A 21,944-nucleotide genomic window follows, 5' to 3' on the forward strand; every position below is an offset into this window, starting at 1 on the left:
CCTCGCTCGCGGGCCGGACCGGCCGACCGACGAGTTCGGCGGCGTGGCGGCCCCGGCCCAACCGGGCCTGCTGGCGCAGTCGACGCCCGGCAGCGGGCGGGCGGTCGTCGCCTGGTCCACCCGGGACCTGGACGACAGCCCCGGTCGTCCGAGGGCAACCGGTGGACCGGCGGGGCCCATCCGGCCGGCGGGGTCCGCCCAACCGGTAGGGCCCACCCAACCGGTAGGGCCCACCCGACCGGCGGGACCCACCCGACCGGTAGGGCCCACCCGACCGGCCGGCCCGGCACGTCCGCCGGCTCGCCGGGACTCGCGCCGGCCCACCGCCGTCGCCGGGCCGGAGGTCGCGACCCGGGCGGCCGTCGACTCGCCGCACCACGCGACCGGCGAGCTTTCCACGGAACCGGCGGGTCACGTGACTGGCGAGCTGCTGACCGGCCAGGCGGGCCACGGCGGAAACGGCGGGCTGCTCGCTGACCAGGCGGGTCACGGCGGGCTGTTCGGGGATCAGTCGGACCGCGATACCGGCAGGCCGGTGGCGGACGCGGCGGAGCACCGGGCCGGCGGCAGGTCCGCGACCTTCGCGGTACGCGCCCGACGGTCACCGCGTCGGGTACTGCTGCTTGTCGGTCTGGCGGGAGCCGGTGTCGGCACGCTGTCCGGCGGGCCGGTGGCGGCGGTGGCGATCGCCGGCTACGGCACGCTCGCTGCCCGCGCGCTGCTGCGTTGGAGGGCGAATCGGCAGGCTGAACTGATCCGACGGCGCGGCCTGGACCTGCTGTGCGGCCTGGCGGCGGACCTCCGGGCGGGTCTGCCCGTCCCGTCGACCATCGAGGTCGCCTCCGGCGCGGGAGCCTCGGCGGCCGGTGTTGACCGGCTTCGCGACCTGACCTCGGCCGCCGTGCGGCTGGCGGATCGGACCGGCGCGCCACTCGCGGAGCTGATCGAGCGGATCGAGGCGGATGCCCGGGCGACCGACCGTGGGCTGGCCGCCGCAGCAGCACAGGCGGCTGGCGCACGGGCCACCGCCTGGCTGCTGGCGGCTCTGCCGATGGGCGGGATCGGGCTCGGGTACGGGATCGGCGTCGATCCCTTGGCGGTGCTCCTGCACAGCACGGTCGGTGGGGTGTGCGCGGTTCTCGCGGTCGCCCTGCAGGTCGTCGGCCTGTTCTGGGCCGAGCGGCTGGGCGCTGGGCCCGGGCGGGCGGCCTGATGCCTCCGGCGTTGCCTGTCGGCTGGGCCGCGGGCCTACGTCGTCGTCCGGATGCGATCCGGATCGCCGCTGGTCTGGCCGGGCTGGCCGTGGCAGTGGTCGTCGGGGGCTGGTTCGGTGTGCTGGGCGCGGTTCCGGTCGCCGTCCTGCTGGATCTGCTGCTGCGGCGGATCGAAACTCCTGCCGTCCGTCATCAGCGGCTCCGGGAGGCTGCTGATCTGCCGCTCGCCGCCGATCTCCTGGCGGCCGCGATGCGCGCCGGTGCGCCGATGGACCGCTCGGTCCTGGCGGTGGCCGAGGCGTTGGACGGCCCGCTGGCCACTCGACTGGCCCGGGTCGGCCGCACCCTGCTCCTCGGCGGCGGCCAGGCAGAGGCATGGTCGGCGTTGGACGGTGTGCCGGGAGCCGATCGGATGGCCGCGGCGGCGTTCCGCTCAGCCAACAGCGGCGCGGCGTTGGCCGGTGCGCTGACCCGTCTCGCCGACGACCTGCGGGCCGACCGGGCCACCGCCGCCGAGGCGTCGGTCCGTCGGGCGGGCGTACTCATCGTGCTGCCACTGGGGCTCTGCTTCCTGCCCGCGTTCATTCTCGCCGGCCTGGTGCCGGTGATCGTCGCCGTTCTCGGCGACGTGCTCTGACCCATCGAGGAAGGGAAGATCCATGCGCAAACTCATCGCCCGACTGCACGGCGACGACGGGATGAACACCGCCGAGTACGCCGTCGGCACCCTCGCCGCCGTGGCCTTCGCCGGGATCCTGCTGAAGGTGCTGACCTCCGGCAACGTCCAGTCGGCGCTGACCGCGGTCATCGACCGGGCACTCAAGTGATCGGGCGCCGGCAGGTCGACCGTACGCGGAACACGGACGCTCCCGAGCGCGCCTCCGTCGGCGGCCGGTGGGTGCACGCCGTCGCCGCCGAGCGGGGCTCCTTCACCGCCGAACTCGCGGCCGGCCTGCCGGCGCTCCTCCTGCTCCTGCTCGCCGGTCTGACGGCGGTGAACGCCGTCAGCACGCAGGCGAGTTGCCTGCACACCGCCCGGGAGGCCGCGCTCGCCGCCGCCCGGGGTACCAGCGACGCGGACGATGAACCGGGCGCGCCGCCGGGGGCGGAGGTATCCGTATCGATCGACGGTGATCGGGCGCGGGCGACGGTCCGTGCGCCCGTCCGGGCGCTGGGTGGCCGGCTACCACGGATCACGGTGGTAGCCACCGCTGTCGCCGCCGTCGAACCAGGCGCTCAAGAGGTGAGCCGGTGATGCCCCGACCGACGGTACGGCCGCGCGGAGACAGCGGCAGCCATGAGATCGGTCGGGGTCATGGTCGGTTCCGTAGCCGCAGACCTGACGGCGGCAGCGGCAGCCATGGCGTCGGTCTGGGCCATGGTCGATCCCGGAGCCGCGGACCGGACCTCGCGCGAAACCGGGACGGCCGAGCAGACCCGCAGCGGGGTGGCGCGACCGTCCTGCTGCTCGCGCTGGGACTGGTGTTCGTGCTGGTCGGGACATTCGGTGCCGCCGTCGCCGCAACCGGGATGGCGGCCCAGCGGGCGGCGGTGGCCGCTGATCTCGGCGCGCTGGCCGGGGCTGCCCGGGTGCTCGACGGTGATCCGACGGCGTGCGCGTCCGCCGCAGACATTGTGCAGTACAACGCCGGCCGGATGGTGGGCTGCGTCGTCGACGGGCTGGACGTGCTGGTGACCGTCGAGGTGACGTTCACGCCGATTCCAGGGCTGACCCGGGTAGCGGCGTCGACGGCCCGCGCCGGCCCGGTACGCGGCTGAACGACAGAACCCGGCCGAGCCTGGTCGGGTTGGACGGGGCAGCGCTCGACGGTGGAGCAGGGCTGTGCGCCCTGCCCCGCGCGCCGAGCTTGAGGGGGCAGCACCGCCGATCTTGCACTTTGTGTCGACGAGATGTGGCTTTCGTGGCCTATGCCGGCGCACAAAGTGCAAGATCGCGGGTGGGGTGGGGAAACGCCAGCCGGGACGTCAGCGGGCCTGGAGCGCGTCGAGGGCGACGGCCATGGCGATGACGAGGCGGCGGTCGATCTGCGGGTTCTGCACCTCGACAACGTACTTGTCGCGCAGGCCCCACTTCTTGACCACCGAGAAGACGGGCTGGCCGCCGGCGGTGAAGTCGAAGTGGTACGGCAGCCAGGACAGCGAGTCGACGAACCGGCGCAGCAGCGCCACCGGCAGGCTGCGCTCCTGACCCGTCACCTGCGGCAGGCCGGCCTGCTCGACGTGCCAGGTGGAGCGGAGCAGCGACTGCGCGAAGTCCTTGCGGAACAGGCCGATCGGGTTGCCGGCAGCGTCGGTGACGTCGTACGTGGCACCGAGGTCGATGCGCTGGCGGGCCTTGAAGCCGAGCAGGGGCTGCTGCTTGGAGTCGTCGGTGTAGATCGTCACCTGCTCCTTGAAGGCGAGGCGCTTCTGCTGCGCGAAGGCAAGCAGCTCGCCCTCGCTGCCGTCCGGGGCGACCGCCCGGACCTCGTACTGGTTGACCATCATCCGCAGCCGCTGGCGGATGTGGAACTGCTGCAGGGTCTGCAAGTTGTCGAGCTGCATCTGATCTCCTCAGGGGGTGTCGCGCCGGAGTCTCGCACAGCCGGGCAACCCCCGTCGGCCCCGTACGCGCGCCTGACCACGCAAACGGCCAACGCCACCGGGCACCCGACCGATCAAAACGCCGCCCGTCACCCCAGACAAGCCAGTGCCGCCCAACACCAGCAGTGCGCCCGCCAGCCCGCCCCCAGCCCGGCCGCCCGGCTCACCCCGACCGACTCACCTGCGCCGGTCCAGCCTGACCGGTCCGCCCCGCCGGACCGGTCACGCGGATTCAGCGACCGTCCACCGTCGAGCGCAGTGACCAGGTATTGAGCACCTGATGGATGCTGCGCAGCCGCTCGTTGATCTGCTCCAGCCGTTCGGCCTGAGCCAACGCGGCCAGCGCGCTCCCGAGCGCGATCTGCTGGTCGAGGGTGAGATGGTCCTGGTCGATGGTGTAGAGCAGGTCGACGGTCTCGGCGATCGTGTCGGCCACAACTTCTCCTCGGGCACGGGGGCGAACTACAACACAAGCATCGATGGAAGCGCTCCCATACCATTGTGCCCAGTGCAACCGGCATTCATGCAAGGTGACTCAGGAGGGCAGATTCCGCAGCACCACGTCGAGGACCCGGATCGCGTCCGGCTTCGAGAGCGGGTTGTTGCCGTTGCCGCACTTCGGTGACTGCACGCAGGACGGGCAGCCGGCCTCGCAGCCGCACTCCGCGATCGCGTCGCGGGTGGCCCGCAGCCACGCCGACGCCGTCCCGTAGGCGCGCTCCGCGAAGCCCGCGCCGCCCGGGTGCCCGTCGTAGACGAAGACCGTCGGCGCCTCGGTGTCCGGGTGCACGGCGGTGGAGAGGCCACCGATGTCCCATCGGTCACACGTCGCCATCAGCGGGAGCAGGCCGATCGCGGCGTGCTCGGCGGCGTGCAGCGCACCCGGCACGTCAGCCGGCTGCACCCCGGCGGACGTCAGCGACTGTTCGGACAGCGTGAACCACACCGCCACCGTGCGCAGCTCCCGGGCGGGCAGGTCCAGCGGCCGCGTGTCGATCACCTCGCCGGTGGCGATCCGGCGTCGCTGGTACGACACCACCTGGCTGGTGACGTCCACCTCGCCGAGGAACATCCCGACCGGCCCGGCGTCGACGTAGGAGCGCACCGACATCACGGACAGGTCCGTGACGTCCCGGGCGTGGGTGGACCAGTCCGGCTCCTCGACGTGCACCAGCGCGCAGCCGTCGGCGAGGTCCAACTCGTCGACCACGTACGAGACACCCTGGTGCAGGTAGACCGCGCCGGGGTGGAGCAGGAAGTGGGACGAGCCGCCGTCAACCGTGCCGAGCAGCCGACCGGTGGCCGACTCCACCACGCACACCGGCGCGCCGCCCTCGCCGCGCAGGTCCACCTCGGGACGCTCGCGGTGCCGCCAGTACCAGCCGGTGGGCCGCTGTCGCAGCGCCCCGGTCGCCACCAGCTCGTCCACGGCCTCCTTCGCCCCGTCGCCGAAGAGCGCCAGGTCGGCCGGGGTCAGCGGGGCCTCGGCGGCGGCGCAGGCCAACTGCGGGGCCAGCACGTACGGGTTGGCCGGGTCGAGGACCGTCGCCTCCACCGGCGCTCCGAAGATCGCCTCCGGGTGGTGCACCAGGTAGGTGTCCAGCGGGTCGTCCCGGGCCACCAGCACCGCGAGGGCCTCCTGGCCCGAACGTCCGGCGCGACCCGCCTGCTGCCACAGCGACGCCCGGGTGCCCGGGTAGCCGCAGATCAGCACCGCGTCCAGCCCCACCAGGTCCACGCCCAGCTCCAGCGCGTTGGTGGACGCCAGGCCGAGCAGGTCGCCGTGCAGCAGCGCCCGTTCCAGCTCACGCCGCTCCTCGCGCAGGTAGCCGCCCCGGTAGGCGGCCACCCGGTCGCCGAGCCCGGGCACGGCGTCGTCGAGCGCTCGGCGCGCGTTGGCGGCCACCACCTCGGCGCCCTTGCGGGAGCGGACGAACGCGAGTGTGCGTACCCCCTCGGCGACCGTGTCGGCGAGCAGGTCCGCCGTCTCCCGCAACGCCGACCGGCGGACCTGACGGAGATCGTCGTGGTCACCTGTCGGCTGCGGGGGAACCGGAGAGGAGGAACCCGAGTCGGGGGGCAGCAGCGGCGGCTCCCAGAGCGCGAAGGTGACCCCGCCGCGGGGCGAGGTGTCCTCGGTGACCGCGGTCACCGGCAGGCCGGTGAGGCGGGTGGCGGCGGTCGCCGGGTCGCCGGACGTGGCCGAGGCGAGGACGAACACCGGACTGGCACCGAAGCGTGCGCACTGCCGGCGCAACCTGCGTAGCACGTGCGCCACGTGCGAGCCGAACACACCCCGGTAGGTGTGGCACTCGTCGATCACCACGTACGCCAGTCGGCGCAGGAAACCGGACCACTGGGCGTGGCCGGGCAGGATGCCGTGGTGCAGCATGTCCGGGTTGGTCAGCACGAAGCGGGAGTGCCGGCGGATCCACTCCCGTTCCGCGCGCGGCGTGTCCCCGTCGTAGCAGGCGGGGCGTACCCCCTCCAGCTCCAGGCCGGCGACGGCTCGGAGCTGGTCGGCGGCGAGGGCCTTGGTCGGTGCCAGGTAGAGCACGGTGGCTCGGGGGTCGGCGAGCAGCGTGGCCAGCGCCGGAAGTTGGTACGCCAGGGACTTGCCGGACGCGGTGCCGGTGGCGACGATCACGTGGCCGCCCTCGTACGCCAGGGTGGCCGCCTCGGCCTGGTGCTGCCAGGGCGCGACCACGCCGCGGCGGGCGAACGCCGCCGGTAGCTCCGGTGGCGCCCACGCCGGCCACGGTGCCGGCACCCCGACGCGGGCGGGCACCCGCTCGACGTGGGTGACCGGGTCGCCCGCGCCCCGGGCGCGCAGCCGGCGCAGCAGGTCGACCGGCGGGGAGGAAGTCACGTCCTGCACTCTCGCACTGGTGTTCGGAGATGAAAAGCCGGGCCCGGGGGTAAGGAAGAGCCGCCGCCGGTGACCGCAGGGTGTCCCGGCGGTAGTGGTTAGATGCCCAGGAGAGTTTACGGCTCTGGCGAGGAGGACCGATGGAGCTGTCGCTGGCGACGCGCACCGTGGGCGAGCACACGGTGCTCGAGGTCGGCGGTGAGGTGGACGTCTACACCGCGCCCCGGCTCCGCGAACGTCTCCTCGAGTTGATCGACGGTGGTGCCCGGCACGTGATCGTCGACCTCGGGCGGGTGGACTTCCTCGACTCCACCGGGTTGGGCGTGCTGGTGGGCGCGCACAAGCGGCTGCGGACGGCCGGCGGCTCCTTCGCCCTGGTCTGTGACAAGGAGCCGCTGCTCAAGATCTTCCGGATCACGGCGCTGGACCAGGTGTTCCCGCTGCACGCCACGGTCGAGGCGGCGGCCGGCGCGGGCCCGAGCGGCGCCAACGCGTGATGGCGACGGTCCGGCTCTCCTTCTCTCCGGCCCCGGTGCACGTGCGTACCGCCCGGCTGGTCGGCGTGGCCGTCGCCCGGCGGGCCGGTGTCCGCGAGGACCTGCTGGACGAGGTGCGCCTGGCCATCGGTGAGGCGTGCACCCGGGCGGTCGCCCTGCACCGCCAGTACGGCCTGGCCGACCCGGTGCTGGTGGAGATGTCCGACGGCGGCACGTACGCGGTGCGGGTGGTGGACCGCGCGCCGATCGAGGCCGGCATCGGCCTGGCAGCGCTGCCGCCGGACGAGTTGGCGAACGAGTCGCTGACCGACGAGGCGCTCACCACCGGCGTCGGGTTCGCGCTGCTCGCGGGCTTCGTGGAGGACCTGCAGGTGCGCCCGGTCGACGAGGGCATCGGCACCGAGGTGCGGATGGTGTGGCCGGTGGGCCGCTGACCCGTCAGGGCCGCCGAACCGAATAAGAGCAAGGCCGTGTCCCGCCCGGGATGCGGCCTTGTCGTCATGGATCGGGCCCTATATCAGATTTCGTTTCATAACACAGCGACGAAGATCATCGAGACACGGTGCCCCCTCCGTGTGACCTCGAACACTGTGGAGGGCTACAGTACCCGGGTTGTCAGCAAGTGATCCAACCCGCAGCCAGCGGGTATGGGTGGTCATCGCTGGTCCGCTGGGGTGGGTTGGCGCGCGCTTGCGAGTCCGCATCCAGGCGTCGACCGGTGCGTCTCCACCCGTCGACGCGAGTGTTCGGTAACAGGAGGACACAGATGTCCGAGACCTTGGCCGCCGATGGCGGCGGGCTTTCCCTTACCGGAAGCAATGTCACGTACGTCGTCATCGCCGCGGTCATCGCGCTGGTGGCGCTCGTCTTCGCCGCCGCTTTGACGAAGGCCGTGCTGGCAGCCGGCAAGGGCACCACCAACATGCAGGAGATCTCGGGGGCGGTCCAGGAGGGCGCCTCGGCCTACCTGCTCCGCCAGTTCCGCACCTTGGCGATCTTCGTCGTCGTCGCCGTGGTGCTGCTCTTCCTGCTGCCGGTGCACGACACCGACGGCAGCGAGATGGCCGTGAAGCTCGGCCGCTCGCTCTTCTTCGTGGTGGGCGCCGTGTTCAGCGCGTCCATCGGTGGTGCCGGCATGTGGCTGGCGACCCGCGCCAACCTGCGGGTGGCCGCCGCCGCCCGGGAGCGACAGGGTGGCCGCGAGGCGGCCATGAAGATCGCCTTCCGGACCGGTGGCGTGGTCGGCTTCCTCACCGTCGGCCTCGGCCTCTTCGGCGCCGCGCTCGTCGTCCTGGTCTACCGGGGTGACGCGCCGACGGTGCTGGAGGGCTTCGGCTTCGGCGCCGCCCTGCTGGCGATGTTCATGCGGGTCGGCGGCGGCATCTTCACCAAGGCCGCCGACGTCGGCGCCGACCTGGTCGGCAAGGTCGAGCAGGGCATCCCCGAGGACGACCCGCGCAACGCCGCCACCATCGCCGACAACGTGGGCGACAACGTCGGCGACTGCGCCGGCATGGCCGCCGACCTGTTCGAGTCGTACGCGGTGACGCTGGTGGCCGCGCTGATCCTCGGCCGGGCCGCGTTCGGCGAGGACGGTCTGGTCTTCCCGCTGATCATCTCCACGATCGGCGTGCTGGTCGCCATCGTCGGCGTCTTCATCACCCGGCTGCGCGCCTCCGACCGCAACGGCCTGACCGCGATCAACCGGGCCTTCTACATCTCCGCCGTGATCTCGGCGGTGCTGGTGGCGATCGCCGCGTACGCGTACCTGCCGGCGACCTTCGCCGAACTGGAGGGTGGCCTCGGCGACGTCGACCGCAACCCGCGCCTGGTGGCCATCGGCGCGGTGGTGATCGGCATCGTGCTGGCCGCCGCCATCCAGGCGCTGACCGGCTACTTCACCGAGACCAACAAGCGGCCCGTGCAGGACATCGGCAAGAGCTCGCAGACCGGCGCCGCCACCGTCATCCTCGCCGGCATCAGCGTCGGCCTGGAGTCGGCGGTCTACTCGGCGCTGCTGATCGGCGCCGGCGTCTTCGGGGCGTTCCTGCTCGGCGGCAGCTCCATCACGCTGTCGCTGTTCGCGGTGGCGCTGGCCGGTACCGGCCTGCTCACCACCGTCGGCGTCATCGTCGCCATGGACACCTTCGGGCCGATCTCCGACAACGCCCAGGGCGTGGCCGAGATGTCCGGTGACATCGACGAGCACGGCGCGCGGACGCTCACCGAGCTGGACGCGGTCGGCAACACCACCAAGGCGATCACCAAGGGCATCGCGATCGCCACGGCGGTCCTCGCCGCCACCGCGCTGTTCGGCTCGTACACGGACACCCTGCGCACCGCGTACGCGGACGCCGGGGTGGGCGACGTCGGGACCGAGATCCTCAACTCGCTGAACGTGGCCAACCCGCGCAACCTGGTCGGGTTGATCATCGGTGCGGCGGTCGTCTTCCTCTTCTCCGGGCTGGCCATCAACGCGGTGTCCCGCTCGGCCGGCGCGGTCGTCATGGAGGTACGCCGGCAGTTCCGTGAGCTGCCCGGCATCATGGACCGCACCCAGCGTCCGGAGTACGGCAAGGTCGTCGACATCTGCACCCGGGACGCGCAGCGCGAGCTGATGACCCCCGGCCTGCTCGCCATCCTGGCGCCGATCGCGGTCGGCTTCGGCCTCGGCCCGGGCGCGCTGGCGGCGTACCTGGCCGGCGCGATCGGCGCGGGCACGCTGATGGCGGTGTTCCTGGCCAACTCCGGTGGCGCCTGGGACAACGCCAAGAAGCTGGTCGAGGACGGCGCGTACGGCGGCAAGGGTTCCGAGTCGCACTCCGCCACCGTCATCGGCGACACCGTCGGCGACCCGTTCAAGGACACCGCCGGCCCGGCCATCAACCCGCTGATCAAGGTGATGAACCTGGTCTCGCTGCTGATCGCGCCCGCCGTGGTGGCGTACAGCGTCGGCGATGACCGCAACGTCGGCCTGCGGGTGGGCATCGCGCTGGTCGCCACGCTGATCATCGTGGCGTCGGTGGTCTTCAGCAAGCGCAAGGGCATCGCCATGGACGACTCCGACACCGGCGCGGGCAGCGCCGACCACCGTCCGGAGACCGTCAACGCCTGACATCGGCGGCACCGGGGTCCCCGTTCGACGCACCCGTCGGGCGGGGACCCCGGCCATCCGGACCGGTGCCACACCTGGCCGAAGGTCGTACGCTGCAACGCATGCGTACGTGCCGGGCGTCTGCCGCCGGAAAGCTCACGGTGGTCCTGGCCACGCTCGTCGTCGTGCTCGCCGGCTGCGGTGGTGGGCCCAGCCCACGGGCCTGGGCGGCCTCGGTCTGCGGCGCGCTCACCCCGTGGCGCTCGGAGATCAGCAAGTTGACCAGCAGCACCGATCAGCAGATGACGGCGCAGACCACTCCGGCGCAGGCCAAGGAGAACCTGGTGCGGCTCTTCGGCGGCGCGGAACAGGCCAGCGAGACCGCGCGCCGCAAGATCGAGCAGGCCGGCATCCCGGAGACCGACAACGGCGAGGCGATCTCCGCCGGTTTCCGTGGGTCGCTGGAGAAGATGCGGGACGCCTACGGCCGGGCCCGGGACACCATCGAGGGCCTGGGCACCGACCAACCGGCCGCCTTCTACGACGGCGTCCGGGCCGCCGTGGACACCCTGAACAAGGAGTACGACGCCAGCGCGCTGGACACCAGCCAGCTCAACTCCGAGGAGCTGAAACAGGCCTTCGACGAGGTGCCGGAGTGTCGCTGAACGGGCTCGGTGACACGCCGGCCGCGCAGTCGCTGCCGGCGCTGTTCCCCGTACCCGAGCCCGATCCGGCGCGCGCCGACCCGGTCACGTCGGGCCCGGCGACCGCGGGCCCGAGCCGGCGGCGCGGCGGTCCTGACCGGTCCGAGTCGGCCCATCCCGGGCCACCCCGTACCGACGACGCGGGTCGGCAACTCGTCTTCTTCGGCGCGGACGCCGCGGAACCGGCGGTCGCCGATCTGGCCGGGCTGCTCGCCGGGCCCGGCGAGGTGGTCCGGATGGGCGGCACCGCCCGTCTCGCGGTGCGGGTGGACGCCGCCTGGCGGGTGCACGTGCTCGTCGCCGAACTGGCGCTGCGTGGGCTGGCTGCGAGCTGGGAGCCGACCGAGGACCAGCGACACGCCGTACGGACGTCGTACACCCGGTTGTTGAAGCCGCTCGCGGTCGCCTGGCTGGACGGCCCGGCGAAGCGTCCACCGGCGGCCTTCCACCTGACCGGCCGGCGGCTGCGGTTGTGGCTCGCCGCCGCCGGAAGCCCGGAGCCACCGGGCGGATTCCTGCTCGGCCTCGGCGCGGGTGACCAGCGGTCCTGGGACGCGATCGGCGCGGCCCTCGCCGCCGCCGGCCTGGCCGGCACGCTGCTCGGCCCGGACGAGGGCGGCCCGGCGTACCGGATCACCGGCCGCCGCCGCCTGGCCCGCCTCGCCGAACTGGTCGGCGCCCCACCGCCGGCAGCACCGACGGACGCCTGGCCCGAACCGAGCTGACAGCCGCCTGGCGCTGACGCCCGTCGATCATGGAGTTGTGGTGGTGGACGTACTACTCCTTCGGGGCCTGAACGCCCACCACAACCCCATGATCGACGCGAGCGGGGGTGGTGTGGGGTGGGCTGTCTGGTGTTGGACAGCGGGGCTTGGATCAGCTGGTTGGGGGTCCCTCATCGTCACAGTGACCCGCTTCGAGCCCTACCCACGGTGTACGGTGGCGCCGTCCGGCAGTGCCGAGCACGGCGGGCGGGAGTCGACCGCCGCGCCGCAGCGGATTGCCGCCCGCGAAACCCGAAACGCGGACGGCGCGTTACGTTGGACATCCGGACCGCCGGTGCCACGGCGGGGTCGAGAGCGGTCGCTGTCGTAACGCCGGCAGGCCACGAGCAGGAGTGAGGTCGGGGAGAAACGTGCCGAGCAACGCTGGAACCACCCGTCTGGTCATCGTCGAGTCACCGGCGAAGGCCAAGACGATCTCGGGCTACCTCGGCCCGGGGTACGTCGTGGAGGCCAGCTTCGGTCACGTCCGCGACCTGCCGCGCAACGCCGCCGACGTGCCGGCCAAGTACAAGGGCGAGTCCTGGGCCCGCCTCGGGGTGGACGTGGACAACGGATTCCACGCTCTCTACGTCGTGTCCGCCGACCGCAAGCAGCAGATCAGCAAGCTGGTGAAGCTGGCCAAGGAGGTCGACGAGATCTTCCTGGCGACGGATGAGGACCGCGAGGGCGAGGCGATCGCCTGGCACCTGGTCGAGACCCTCAAGCCCAAGGTGCCGGTCAAGCGGATGGTCTTCCACGAGATCACCAAGCCGGCGATCCAGGCCGCGGTGGCCAACCCCCGGGAGATCGACCGGGACCTGGTCGACGCCCAGGAGGCCCGGCGCATCCTCGACCGTCTCTACGGCTACGAGGTCTCCCCGGTGCTGTGGAAGAAGGTCATGCCGAAGCTCTCGGCGGGCCGGGTGCAGTCCGTGGCGACCCGGATCGTGGTCGAGCGGGAACGGCAGCGGATGGCCTTCCGCACCGCCGAGTACTGGGACATCCTGGCCACCCTCGCCGTGGCGAACGCCGGTGAGGGGCCGCGCACCTTCAACGCGACCCTGATCGCCCTCAACGGCGACCGGATCGCCACCGGTAAGGACTTCGAGCCCACCACCGGCAAGGTCCGGGCCGGCGCGGGCGTCGTGCACCTCGACGAGGGCGGTGCCCGGGGCCTCGCCGCCCGGCTCGACGGACGGCCGTTCACGGTCACCCGGGTCGAGGAGAAGCCCTACCGCCGTCGCCCGTACGCGCCGTTCATCACCTCGACGCTCCAGCAGGAGGCGGCCCGCAAGCTGCGCCTGTCGTCGCAGCAGACGATGCGCACCGCGCAGCGCCTGTACGAGAACGGCTACATCACCTACATGCGTACCGACTCGGTGAACCTGTCGGAGACCGCCATCGCCGCGGCCCGCCGGCAGATCGTCGAGCTGTACGGCGAGCGCAGCGTGCCGCCGGAGCCTCGCCGCTACACCGGCAAGGTCAAGAACGCCCAGGAGGCGCACGAGGCGATCCGCCCGGCGGGGGACAACTTCCGTACCCCGGGCGAGGTGGCCAAGGAGCTGTCCGCCGAGGAGTTCAAGCTCTACGAGCTGATCTGGCGGCGCACCATCGCCTCGCAGATGACCGACGCCGTCGGCTCCAGCGTCTCGGTGCGCATCCGCGCGGTCTCCACCTCCCAGGAGGAGGCCGACTTCGGCGCGACCGGCAAGACCATCACCGACCCGGGCTTCCTGCGCGCGTACGTCGAGTCCAGCGACGACGAGAACGCCGAGGCCGAGGACGCCGAGCGCCGGCTGCCCACCCTGGTCAAGGACCAGCCGCTGACCGCCGACGAGCTGGCCGCGCAGGGTCACCACACCCAGCCGCCGTCGCGCTACACCGAGGCGTCGCTGGTCAAGGCCCTGGAGGAGCTGGGCATCGGCCGCCCGTCCACCTACGCGTCGATCATGCAGACGATCCAGGACCGGGGGTACGTCACCAAGCGCGGCCAGGCGATGATCCCCACGTTCCTGGCCTTCGCGGTGATCGGTCTGATGGAGCGGCACTACCCCCGCCTGATCGACTACGACTTCACCGCCAGCATGGAGAACGAGCTGGACGAGATCGCCGGCGGTGACCACGCCGCGGTCGACTTCCTCACCTCCTTCTACTTCGGCAGCACCAACGGCACCGGTGACCAGGCCATCGCGCACGCAGGTGGCCTGAAGAAGCTGGTCACCGAGAACCTGAGCGAGATCGACGCGCGCAGCGTCAACTCGATCCCGCTCTTCACCGACGACGAGGGCCGCGAGGTCGTCGTCCGAGTCGGTCGCTACGGGCCGTACCTCCAGCGGGCGGTCCCCGGCGAGCCGCCGGCCGCCCCGGCCGAGGGCGAGGAGGCCGCTCCCCAGGGCGACCGGGCGCCGATCCCCGAGGGCCTGGCCCCGGACGAGCTGACCCCGGAGAAGGTGCACGAGCTGTTCCTCGGCGGCAGCGGTGAGCGCAAGCTCGGCGACGACCCGGCGACCGGCGAGCCCATCGTGCTCAAGTCCGGCCGCTTCGGCCCGTACGTCTCCAGCGGCGAGCGCAAGTCCTCGCTGCTGCGCTCGCAGACGCCGGAGTCGCTCTCGCTGGACGAGGCGCTGCGGCTGCTCAGCCTGCCCCGGCTGGTGGGCGTCGCGCCCGACGGCGTCGAGGTGTTCGCCAACAACGGCCGCTACGGGCCGTACGTGAAGCGGGGCGAGGAGTTCCGCTCACTCGAGTCCGAAGAGCAGATGTTCACGGTCACCCTGGACGAGGCGCTGGCCCTGCTGGCCGCTCCGAAGACCCGGGGCCGGCGGGCCGCCGCACCGCCCCTGCGGGAGATGGGCGTCGACCCGCTGACCGAGAAGCCGCTGGTGATCAAGGACGGGCGGTTCGGTCCGTACGTCACCGACGGCGAGGTCAACGCGTCCCTGCGGCGCGGGCAGACCCCGGAGGCGCTGAGCATCGAGGAAGCGTCCGAGATGCTGGCCGACAAGCGGGCCAAGGGCCCGGCCCCGCGCAAGAAGGCGGCGGCGAAGAAGGCCCCGGCGAAGAAGGCCGCCCCGGCGAAGAAGGCGACGGCCACCAAGAAGACGGCTGCCGCCGCGAAGTCCACCGCCGCGAAGAAGACCACCACTGCCAAGGCGACGGCGGCCAGGAAGGCGGCCCCGGCGAAGAAGGCGGCTCCGAAGAAGGCCACCACCGGTCCTGCCGAGGGGTGACAACTTGATGCCCTAAATGGGTTAAATGTCCGATTTGGTGGCGGCGTTCTGGCGTGGACTGCCTAACGTGAGGGGATGTTCGCACTCCCTGTCCCGCGCCGCCGTGTTCTCGTCGGTGCCGCGGCGGGTGCGCTGCTGCTCGCCGTGGCCGCGATCGGCATCCGGACGATGGACGCGGACGACCCCTCGCCGGCCGCCGCCACCGCGTGGCGCTCTGCACCGCAGGCCGTCGCCCCCGGGTCGTCCGCCGCGCCGACCCGCAGTCCCGCCGACCGGCGGACCGTACGACTCGTCGCCGCGGGCGACGTTCTGATCCATCCAGCGGTGACCGACCAGGCGCGCCGGGACGCTGCCCGTGCCGGAGGCATGGACTTCGCCCCGATGTTCGCCGGGGTCGCCCCGGTGGTCCGCGACGCCGACCTGGCGCTGTGCCACCTCGAGACGCCACTGGCCGATCCCGCCGGCCCGTTCGCCGGCTATCCGTCGTTCAATGCGCCCCCGCAGGTGCTCGAAGGGCTGCGCGCCACCGGGTTCGACGGCTGCTCAACCGCCTCCAACCACACCCTCGACCAGGGCGCCGACGGGGTGGCCCGGACAATCCGCGCACTCGACGCCGCCGGGCTGGGGCACACCGGCAGCGCCCGCAGCGCCGCCGAAGCCGCCCGGCCCCGGATCTATCAGGTCGGCGACGTTCGCGTCGCGCACCTGGCGTACAGCCTGAACTTCAACGGGCTGAGTCGCCCCGCGGGCAAGCCGTGGCTGGCCAACCTGATCGATCCACCCAAGATCCTGGCCGCCGCCCACCGGGCGCGGGCCGCCGGCGCCGACATCGTCGTGCTCAGCCTGCACTGGGGTACGGAGTATCAGCACCTGCCGGACGCCGACCAGCGGGCCTGGGCCCAGCAGTTGATCTCCTCGCCCGACGTGGACCTCATCCTGGGCCATCACGCCCACGCGGTGCAGCCGTTCCAGCGCTTCGGCGACAAGTGGGTGGTCTTCGGCATGGGCAACGAACTGGCCCGGCACGAGGAGCCGATCGACGACAACCGCGAGGGTGTGACGGTCCGGGCGACCTTCACCGAGACGGCTCCGGGGCGCTGGAGGGTGACCCGGATGGAGGCACTGCCGACCTGGACCGACCTGACACCGGCCCTTCGGCTGGTCGACCTGACCGCAGCGCTTGCCGACCCGGGCACCCCGCCGGGTCGGCGGGACGACTACCGGGCGGCGCATCAGCGGGTGCTCGGCTACGTCCGGGCCCTGGGCGCCGGCCCGGACCAGGTGGTGGCGTCGGGCGGCTGAGCGCCACCGCCGCTACGACGCCGGCCCGCGCAGGGGGTGCTCTGCACCACATCCGGGATCGCGTGCCTACCCGTTGAGTCGGTACCGCCGTACCGTACTGCCATGCCGGTTGGTCGAACGAGGCGTGCGGGCGGGGAGAAACGGGGTGCCGTTCTCACTGCCGTGATGGACGTGCTCGCATCGCGCGGATACGAGAACACGCGGTTCGCGGACGTGTCGGCGGCCGGCGGCGTCGCGATCAGCACCCTCCAGACCTACTTCGGGTCGCGGGAAGACATGATCATCGAGGCCATGCGGGTGTTCACCGACCGGGAGGTCGCCGCCCTGCAGGCGGTTTCGGTCGCCGAGACCGACCCGTGGCGACGACTGGTCGCCCTGACCGACCGGAGCCTGCACAACTCGGCGAGCGAACGACGGATCCTGGTCGAGTTCTGGCGATCCGCGATGCGTGACGACGAACTCCGCGATCACAGCGCCGAGGTGCTGGCACGGTACCGGGCACCCTTCCTGGCCGCCGTGCGCGAGGGCGCCGAGCGGGGGGCGTTCACGCTGACCCACGACGCCGACGCGGTGACGGACTTCCTGCTCGCGGCTCTGGCCGGTCTGATCGTCTCGCGCGTCCAGCACCATGCCACGCCGTCACCCGCGAACTTCCGCGACGTCCTGCTCACCCAGCTCAGGCTGATGCTGGGCGTCCAGGACCCGGCTCCCCGTACCCGAACGGATTGAGGACGATGACCACCGTTGAGATCACCCGCTTTCGTGTGGCCGCGGAGCGCGCCGATGCCCTGCTGGCCGCCCGGCCCGCGATGCTCGACGACTTCCGGGCCGACCGTGCCGGCTTCCTCGGCGCACGGCTGATCCGACTCGATGCCGGGGAGTGGCTGGACATCGTCTTCTGGGCGTCGCCCGAAGACTTCGCCGAGTCCCGGCGCAAGGGCGCGAACCAGCCCGGCATCCAGGCGTTCTTCTCCCTGATCGACGAGGTGATCAGCTCCGAGGAGGGCACCACGACCGATCCGGTGGGTGCGTGATGCGCGCCGCATGGTACGACCGGCAGGGCCCGGCCCGCGAGGTTCTCCAGGTCGGTGAGTTGCCCGACCCCTCGCCGGGTGCGGGCGAGGTCCGGGTCCGCGTGTCGGTGTCCGGGATCCATGTCGGTGACCTGGGCAAACGGCAGGGCTGGTGGGGGTCGACAATGGCGTTTCCCCGGGTCGTCCCACACGGCGACGGGGCCGGAGTGATCGACGCCGTCGGGCCGGGTGTCGATCCGGCACGGGTCGGTGAGCGGGTCTGGGTCTACCTCGCCCAGTCGTACCGTCCGTTCGGCACCGCCGCCGAGTACACGGTGGTGCCGGCCCGGCACGCCGTACCGCTGCCCGCCGAGGTGCCGTACGAGCAGGCCGCCGGCCTCGGCATCCCGGGCATCACCGCCCACCGGTCGATCTTCGCCGACGGTCCCGTGCGGGGGCAGCGGGTCCTCGTCACCGGAGCCCTCGGCGCGGTCGGACGGGCCGCGGTGGCGGTGGCCCGCCGGGGCGGCGCCACCGTGATCGCGACGGTCCGTACGCCGGAGCAGGTCGACGAGGCGCTGAGCGCGGGCGCGCACCACGCGGTCGACACCGCCGGTGGCGACATCGCCGCCCGGATCCTCGACCGCACCGGCGGGCAGCCGGTCGACCGGGTCGCCGAGCTGGCCTTCGACGCCAACCTGGCGACGAACCTGGAGGTCCTGCGCATCGGTGGCGTCATCGCGACCTACGCGACCGGGGCCGCCGAACCCACCATCCCGTACTGGCCGCTGGGCTTCCAGAACATCACGGTCCGGTTCCTCAGCAACGACGACTTCCCCGAGTCGGCGAACGAGGCCGCCGCGACCGACCTGACGGCCGCGCTGGTCGCCGGTGACCTGCGCTATCCGATCGCCGCCCGGCTGCCGTTGGCGCAGATCGCCGAGGCGCACGAGTTGGTCGAGCGCGGCGCCCGGGGGCGGGTCGTCCTGGACGTCTGACGCCTCAGGCGCCGAGGACGTGGGTCAGGTGCGGGCTGGCGAAGACGCGGTGCGGGTCCAGGCGGTCGCGGATCGCCCGGAAGTCGGCGAAGCGGGGGTACGCCTCGGCGAGTGACGCCGCGTCGCGGTAGTGCAGCTTCCCCCAGTGCGGGCGACCGCCGAGCGCTGCGGTCACCTGCTCGAACGCCTGGAAGTACGGCTCGTACGGCATGCCGACGTACTGGTGCACGGCGATGTACGCGTTGTCCCGGCCGTAGCCGTGCGACAGCCAGATGTCGTCGGCGGCGGTGAAGCGCACCTCGACCGGGAAGAGGATCTTGAACGGGAGTTCGTCCACGATCCGGCGCAGTGCGGCGAGCGCCTCGGGCAGCGCCGCGCGGGGGAGGCCGTACTCCATCTCCACGAAGCGGACCCGGCGCGGGGTGCAGAACACCTGGTCGGAGCGTCCGGTGTACCGCCGTTCGGTGAGCGCCCGGGCGGAGACGGCGCTGATGCCGGGTGCCAGGGCCGGCACGGCCCGACCGAGGCGGCAGGCGCCCGCGAAGACGCGGTTGGACAGGAAGTCGTCGTCCAGCCAGCCGCGCCAGCGGGACAGCGGCCGGTCGTTGGCGGGTACCCGGTCGTTGGCCTTGACCTGGACCCGGGACGTGTAGGGGAACCAGTAGAACTCGACGTGGTCGTGCCGGCCGATCAGAGCGGGCAGGTCATTGAGCACGTCGTCGAGGGCGGCGGGGCGTTCGTGGGCGTGCAGCACGAAGGCGTCCACGCAGCGCAGGGTCACCTCGACCAGGACGCCGAGCGCGCCGAGCGAGACCCGGGCGGCGGCGAAGACGTCGGGGTGCTCGTCCGCGGAGCAGTGCAGCACCTCGCCCGTGCCGGTGACCAGGGTGAGGGCTTCGACGAAGGTGGAGAGGCAGCCGTAGCCGGCGCCGGTGCCGTGGGTGCCGGTGGAGATGGCGCCGGCGATGGTCTGTGCGTCGATGTCGCCCAGGTTGGGCAGCGCGAGGCCGTGCCGGGCGAGCAGTCCGTTGAGCGTGTGCAGGGGCATTCCGGCCGGTACGGTGACCAGTCGGCGTGCGACGTCCACGCTCACGCCGGTCTCCAGCTCGGACAACTCCATCCGCCGGTCGTCGGCGAGGGCGACGGCGGTGAACGAGTGACCGCTGCCCGCGACGCGGATGCGACCGCCGGTGGCGGCGGCGTCCCGGACGGCTTCCGCCACCTCGTCCGGCGAGCCGGGCCGCAGGATGGCGGTGGCGCTGCCACGCTGGTTGCCGGCCCAGTTGGACCATCCGGCGGTGAGCGGTGCGGTGCCGACCATGCGCGCTCCTCATTCATGAATATGAACTGACTTCATATCAGGAACGTTGTCCCTGGTAAATACCGCAATTGCGGTCCGCTCGTTGTACCGGTAGTCACGGACTCGTGACGTGGAGATATGTTCATCCGTCGAAGGGGGGTGGCGCCGAGTGTCCACACCAGCCGCCACGACCGGGCCGCTGCGCCGCGTACCGGTGCAGGGTCGAAGTGTCGCGCGGGTACAGCGCATGTTGGACGCCTGCGCCGAACTCGTCGACGAGGTGGGGTACGAGGGGCTGACCACGACCCTGCTCGCCGAGCGCGCCGAAGTGGCGATCGGGTCGGTCTACCAGTTCTTCCCGGACAAGCGGGCGATCGTGCAGGCGTTGACCCTGCGCACGATGGAGTCCTACCTGCAACGGCTCGACGAGCGCTTCGCCTCCGACGAGATGACCCACTGGTGGGACGGCGTCGACGCGGGGATCGACGAGTACATCACGATGCACCGCACCGTCCCCGGTTTCCGTACCCTGCACTTCGGCGACGTGGTCGACCTGCACCTGCTCGACGAGCAGCGGGACAACAACGGCGTCATCGCCGACCAGTTGGCCCGGGTGCTCACCGAGCGCTTCGGGCTGACCGACGTGCCGAAACTGCGCTTCGTCCTGGAGATCGCCGTGGAGGCCGCCGACGCGTTGATCAAGCTCGCGTTCCGGCGCAAGTCGGACGGCGACGAGCGGGTCCTGCTCGAGGCGAAGGCGCTGATCCGGGAGTACCTGCACCGCCAGGTCGACGGGTGCCAGAGCGAGCAGCGCGCCGAGGCCACCCAGTCCGCCTGACCTGGCGGTGCGCGTGAGCTACAGGAACGCGTGGCCCTCGCCGCGGTAGGTGGGCACGGTCGCGACGACCGTGTCCCCCTCGACCAGGTGCAGTTCGTTGACCCGTTCGCACAGCTCGCCCGCCTTGGCGTGCCGGAACCACACCCGGTCACCGACGCGCAGGGTGGCCGCCGCCGCGCCGGAGAGCGGGGTCTGCACCTCGCCGGCGCCCTCGGTGCCGACCAGCTTCAGGCCGGCCGGCAGCCACGGTCGGGGCAGCCGGCTGTCGGCGGCCTGGCCGGAGGCGATCCAGCCGCCGCCGAGCACGGTCGCCAACTCCGGCGTCGGCCGGCGGACCACCGCGCAGGCGAAGAACGCCGCCGGGGTGGGCCGCCAGGCGCGGTACGCGTCGAACAGCGTCGGCCCGTACAGGCCCGATCCCGCGGTGACCTCGGTGACCGCGGGATCGGCGCTGGTCGCGGCCACGCTGCCGGTGCCGCCGCCGTTGACGAACTCCAGGTCGGCGTGCTCCCGTACCGCCGCCACCGCCGCGCCCCGGCGGGCCAGCAGCTCGCGGTAGGAGCCGCGCTGGGCCAGCCTGATCGCGCCGGCCAGCAGCGCCCGCCCGGGCGGCGCGTCGCCCAGGCCGGCGATCTGCGCCTCGTACGACATGAGCCCCACCAGCCGGAAGCCGGCGCGCCCGGCCACGGTGGCGGCGAGCGCGCCGGCCGCCCGGGCGCTGTGCACCGGCGAGCGGCGGACGCCGACGTGCACCCCACGCAGCGGTCGCCAGGAGGCGTCCAGGTCCAGGCAGAGCCGTAGCTCGGCGCGCTGCCCCGGGGCGCGGACGGCGTCGACGAAGTCGAGCTGACCGGTGCCGTCGATCATCAGGGTGATCGCGGCGGCGAGCGTCGGGTCGCCCGCCAGTTCGGCGAGCGCGGCCCGGTCGGCGCTCGGGTACGCCACCAGCACGTCGTCGCTCAGGCCGGCCCGGACCAGCCAGATCGCCTCGGGCAGGGTGAACGCCATGACGCCCTGCCAACCGGTTCGGCGGAGCGCCCGGCCGATCAGGTCCCGGCTGCGTACCGACTTGCTGGCCAGCCGGATCGGCTTACCCGCGGCGCGGTCGGCCAGGGCGGCCGCGTTGGCGTCGAAGGCGGTGAGATCCACCACGGCGTACGGGGGGTCGAGATGGGCGGTCGCCCGGTCCAGGCGCTCGCGCAGTTTGTCGCTTTCGATGGCCACGTGTGCACGCTAACTGTCCGACGATGAATGCGAAATACCCTCGCATACGTCCCGGGCTGCGGTCGATGGCTTCGGCGGCCTAGGCTCAGCGAGCAGGAGAATGTCGCCGGTGGGGCGGCCCCCACCGGGTCTAGAGTGTTCCACCGGGGGTGCCCAGCGATGGGCCGGCACGTGGAGGTACGGCCATCGAAAGCCAGAACAGCGGCGAGTCGCCCGGCGTGTCGCGCGCGGGTGACCAGTCGGGCAACGCCGCCAACCAGTCCAACGGTGGTCAGGTCGACGCGTCCGGCTACGCC

The 21,944-nt window shown here is 72.4% G+C and carries 21 protein-coding genes; 16 read left to right on the plus strand and 5 right to left on the minus strand.

The window, feature by feature from the left end; genetic code table 11:
• The first annotated feature begins 178 nt into the window (after window positions 1–178).
• From ACN263_RS00560 to ACN263_RS00580, 5 genes are all read left to right on the plus strand, one after another.
• On the plus strand, window positions 179–1,213 hold the full coding sequence (locus tag ACN263_RS00560; protein WP_422740893.1) for a hypothetical protein: 1,035 nt from the start codon (window positions 179–181) through the stop codon (window positions 1,211–1,213).
• On the plus strand, window positions 1,213–1,851 hold the full coding sequence (locus ACN263_RS00565) for a type II secretion system F family protein (RefSeq protein WP_422737882.1): 639 nt from the start codon (window positions 1,213–1,215) through the stop codon (window positions 1,849–1,851). Before ACN263_RS00560 ends, ACN263_RS00565 begins: the two co-directional genes overlap by 1 nt.
• 22 nt (window positions 1,852–1,873) lie before the next feature.
• The gene (locus ACN263_RS00570) at window positions 1,874–2,041 is read left to right on the plus strand and encodes a DUF4244 domain-containing protein (RefSeq protein WP_109818247.1); all 168 of its coding nucleotides are present in this window, start codon (window positions 1,874–1,876) and stop codon (window positions 2,039–2,041) included.
• A 71-nt stretch (window positions 2,042–2,112) separates the two neighbouring features.
• Entirely contained in the window at window positions 2,113–2,469 is a 357-nt protein-coding gene (locus tag ACN263_RS00575) for a TadE family type IV pilus minor pilin (RefSeq protein ID WP_422740894.1), read from the plus strand.
• Between the two features lie 47 nt (window positions 2,470–2,516).
• A complete protein-coding gene (locus ACN263_RS00580) occupies window positions 2,517–2,993 on the plus strand; it encodes an Rv3654c family TadE-like protein (RefSeq protein WP_422740895.1) in 477 nt (158 codons plus the stop codon).
• Window positions 2,994–3,200: 207 nt separating this feature from the next.
• On the opposite strand, the gene ACN263_RS00585 is transcribed toward ACN263_RS00580, so the two are convergent.
• From ACN263_RS00585 to ACN263_RS00595, 3 genes are all read right to left on the minus strand, one after another.
• A complete protein-coding gene (locus tag ACN263_RS00585; protein WP_422737883.1) occupies window positions 3,201–3,779 on the minus strand; it encodes a hypothetical protein in 579 nt (192 codons plus the stop codon).
• Window positions 3,780–4,050: 271 nt separating this feature from the next.
• Complete coding sequence (locus ACN263_RS00590; RefSeq protein ID WP_422737884.1) at window positions 4,051–4,254, minus strand: hypothetical protein; 204 nt, start codon at window positions 4,252–4,254, stop codon at window positions 4,051–4,053.
• 99 nt (window positions 4,255–4,353) lie between these two features.
• A complete protein-coding gene (locus ACN263_RS00595; protein WP_422737885.1) occupies window positions 4,354–6,696 on the minus strand; it encodes a DEAD/DEAH box helicase in 2,343 nt (780 codons plus the stop codon).
• A 131-nt stretch (window positions 6,697–6,827) separates the two neighbouring features.
• On the opposite strand from ACN263_RS00595, the gene ACN263_RS00600 reads away from it, so the two are divergent.
• The 10 genes from ACN263_RS00600 (at window position 6,828) to ACN263_RS00645 (ending at window position 18,286) form a co-directional block, all read left to right on the plus strand.
• Entirely contained in the window at window positions 6,828–7,184 is a 357-nt protein-coding gene (locus tag ACN263_RS00600) for an STAS domain-containing protein (RefSeq protein ID WP_355049272.1), read from the plus strand.
• Window positions 7,184–7,618, plus strand: a complete 435-nt coding sequence (locus ACN263_RS00605; protein WP_234584146.1) for an ATP-binding protein — start codon at window positions 7,184–7,186, stop codon at window positions 7,616–7,618. Before ACN263_RS00600 ends, ACN263_RS00605 begins: the two co-directional genes overlap by 1 nt.
• Window positions 7,619–7,950: 332 nt before the next feature.
• Entirely contained in the window at window positions 7,951–10,299 is a 2,349-nt protein-coding gene (locus ACN263_RS00610) for a sodium-translocating pyrophosphatase (RefSeq protein ID WP_422737886.1), read from the plus strand.
• A 101-nt stretch (window positions 10,300–10,400) separates the two neighbouring features.
• Complete coding sequence (locus ACN263_RS00615) at window positions 10,401–10,943, plus strand: hypothetical protein (protein WP_422737887.1); 543 nt, start codon at window positions 10,401–10,403, stop codon at window positions 10,941–10,943.
• On the plus strand, window positions 10,934–11,707 hold the full coding sequence (locus ACN263_RS00620) for a hypothetical protein (RefSeq protein WP_422737888.1): 774 nt from the start codon (window positions 10,934–10,936) through the stop codon (window positions 11,705–11,707). Before ACN263_RS00615 ends, ACN263_RS00620 begins: the two co-directional genes overlap by 10 nt.
• 410 nt (window positions 11,708–12,117) lie before the next feature.
• Window positions 12,118–14,973 (plus strand): type I DNA topoisomerase, encoded by a 2,856-nt coding sequence (gene topA / locus ACN263_RS00625; protein WP_422737889.1) that lies wholly within the window; start codon window positions 12,118–12,120, stop codon window positions 14,971–14,973.
• A 75-nt stretch (window positions 14,974–15,048) separates the two neighbouring features.
• Window positions 15,049–16,275 (plus strand): CapA family protein, encoded by a 1,227-nt coding sequence (locus ACN263_RS00630; RefSeq protein ID WP_422737890.1) that lies wholly within the window; start codon window positions 15,049–15,051, stop codon window positions 16,273–16,275.
• Between the two features lie 165 nt (window positions 16,276–16,440).
• Window positions 16,441–17,004, plus strand: coding sequence for a TetR/AcrR family transcriptional regulator (locus tag ACN263_RS00635; RefSeq protein ID WP_422737891.1), 564 nt, complete (start codon window positions 16,441–16,443; stop codon window positions 17,002–17,004).
• Between the two features lie 5 nt (window positions 17,005–17,009).
• A complete protein-coding gene (locus ACN263_RS00640) occupies window positions 17,010–17,309 on the plus strand; it encodes an antibiotic biosynthesis monooxygenase family protein (RefSeq protein WP_422737892.1) in 300 nt (99 codons plus the stop codon).
• Window positions 17,309–18,286, plus strand: a complete 978-nt coding sequence (locus ACN263_RS00645) for an NADPH:quinone reductase (protein WP_422737893.1) — start codon at window positions 17,309–17,311, stop codon at window positions 18,284–18,286. Before ACN263_RS00640 ends, ACN263_RS00645 begins: the two co-directional genes overlap by 1 nt.
• Before the next feature lie 4 nt (window positions 18,287–18,290).
• On the opposite strand, the gene ACN263_RS00650 is transcribed toward ACN263_RS00645, so the two are convergent.
• Complete coding sequence (locus tag ACN263_RS00650) at window positions 18,291–19,607, minus strand: D-arabinono-1,4-lactone oxidase (protein ID WP_422737894.1); 1,317 nt, start codon at window positions 19,605–19,607, stop codon at window positions 18,291–18,293.
• Between the two features lie 226 nt (window positions 19,608–19,833).
• On the opposite strand from ACN263_RS00650, the gene ACN263_RS00655 reads away from it, so the two are divergent.
• Window positions 19,834–20,424, plus strand: coding sequence for a TetR family transcriptional regulator (locus tag ACN263_RS00655; RefSeq protein WP_422740896.1), 591 nt, complete (start codon window positions 19,834–19,836; stop codon window positions 20,422–20,424).
• Between the two features lie 18 nt (window positions 20,425–20,442).
• Here the strand turns inward: ACN263_RS00655 and ACN263_RS00660 are convergent, their stop codons facing one another.
• Window positions 20,443–21,648, minus strand: coding sequence for an amino acid deaminase/aldolase (locus ACN263_RS00660; protein ID WP_422737895.1), 1,206 nt, complete (start codon window positions 21,646–21,648; stop codon window positions 20,443–20,445).
• Window positions 21,649–21,944: the final 296 nt, after the last annotated feature.

Origin of the sequence: Micromonospora sp. WMMD729, assembly GCF_049315225.1 — a bacterium.
Classification (GTDB): domain Bacteria; phylum Actinomycetota; class Actinomycetes; order Mycobacteriales; family Micromonosporaceae; genus Micromonospora.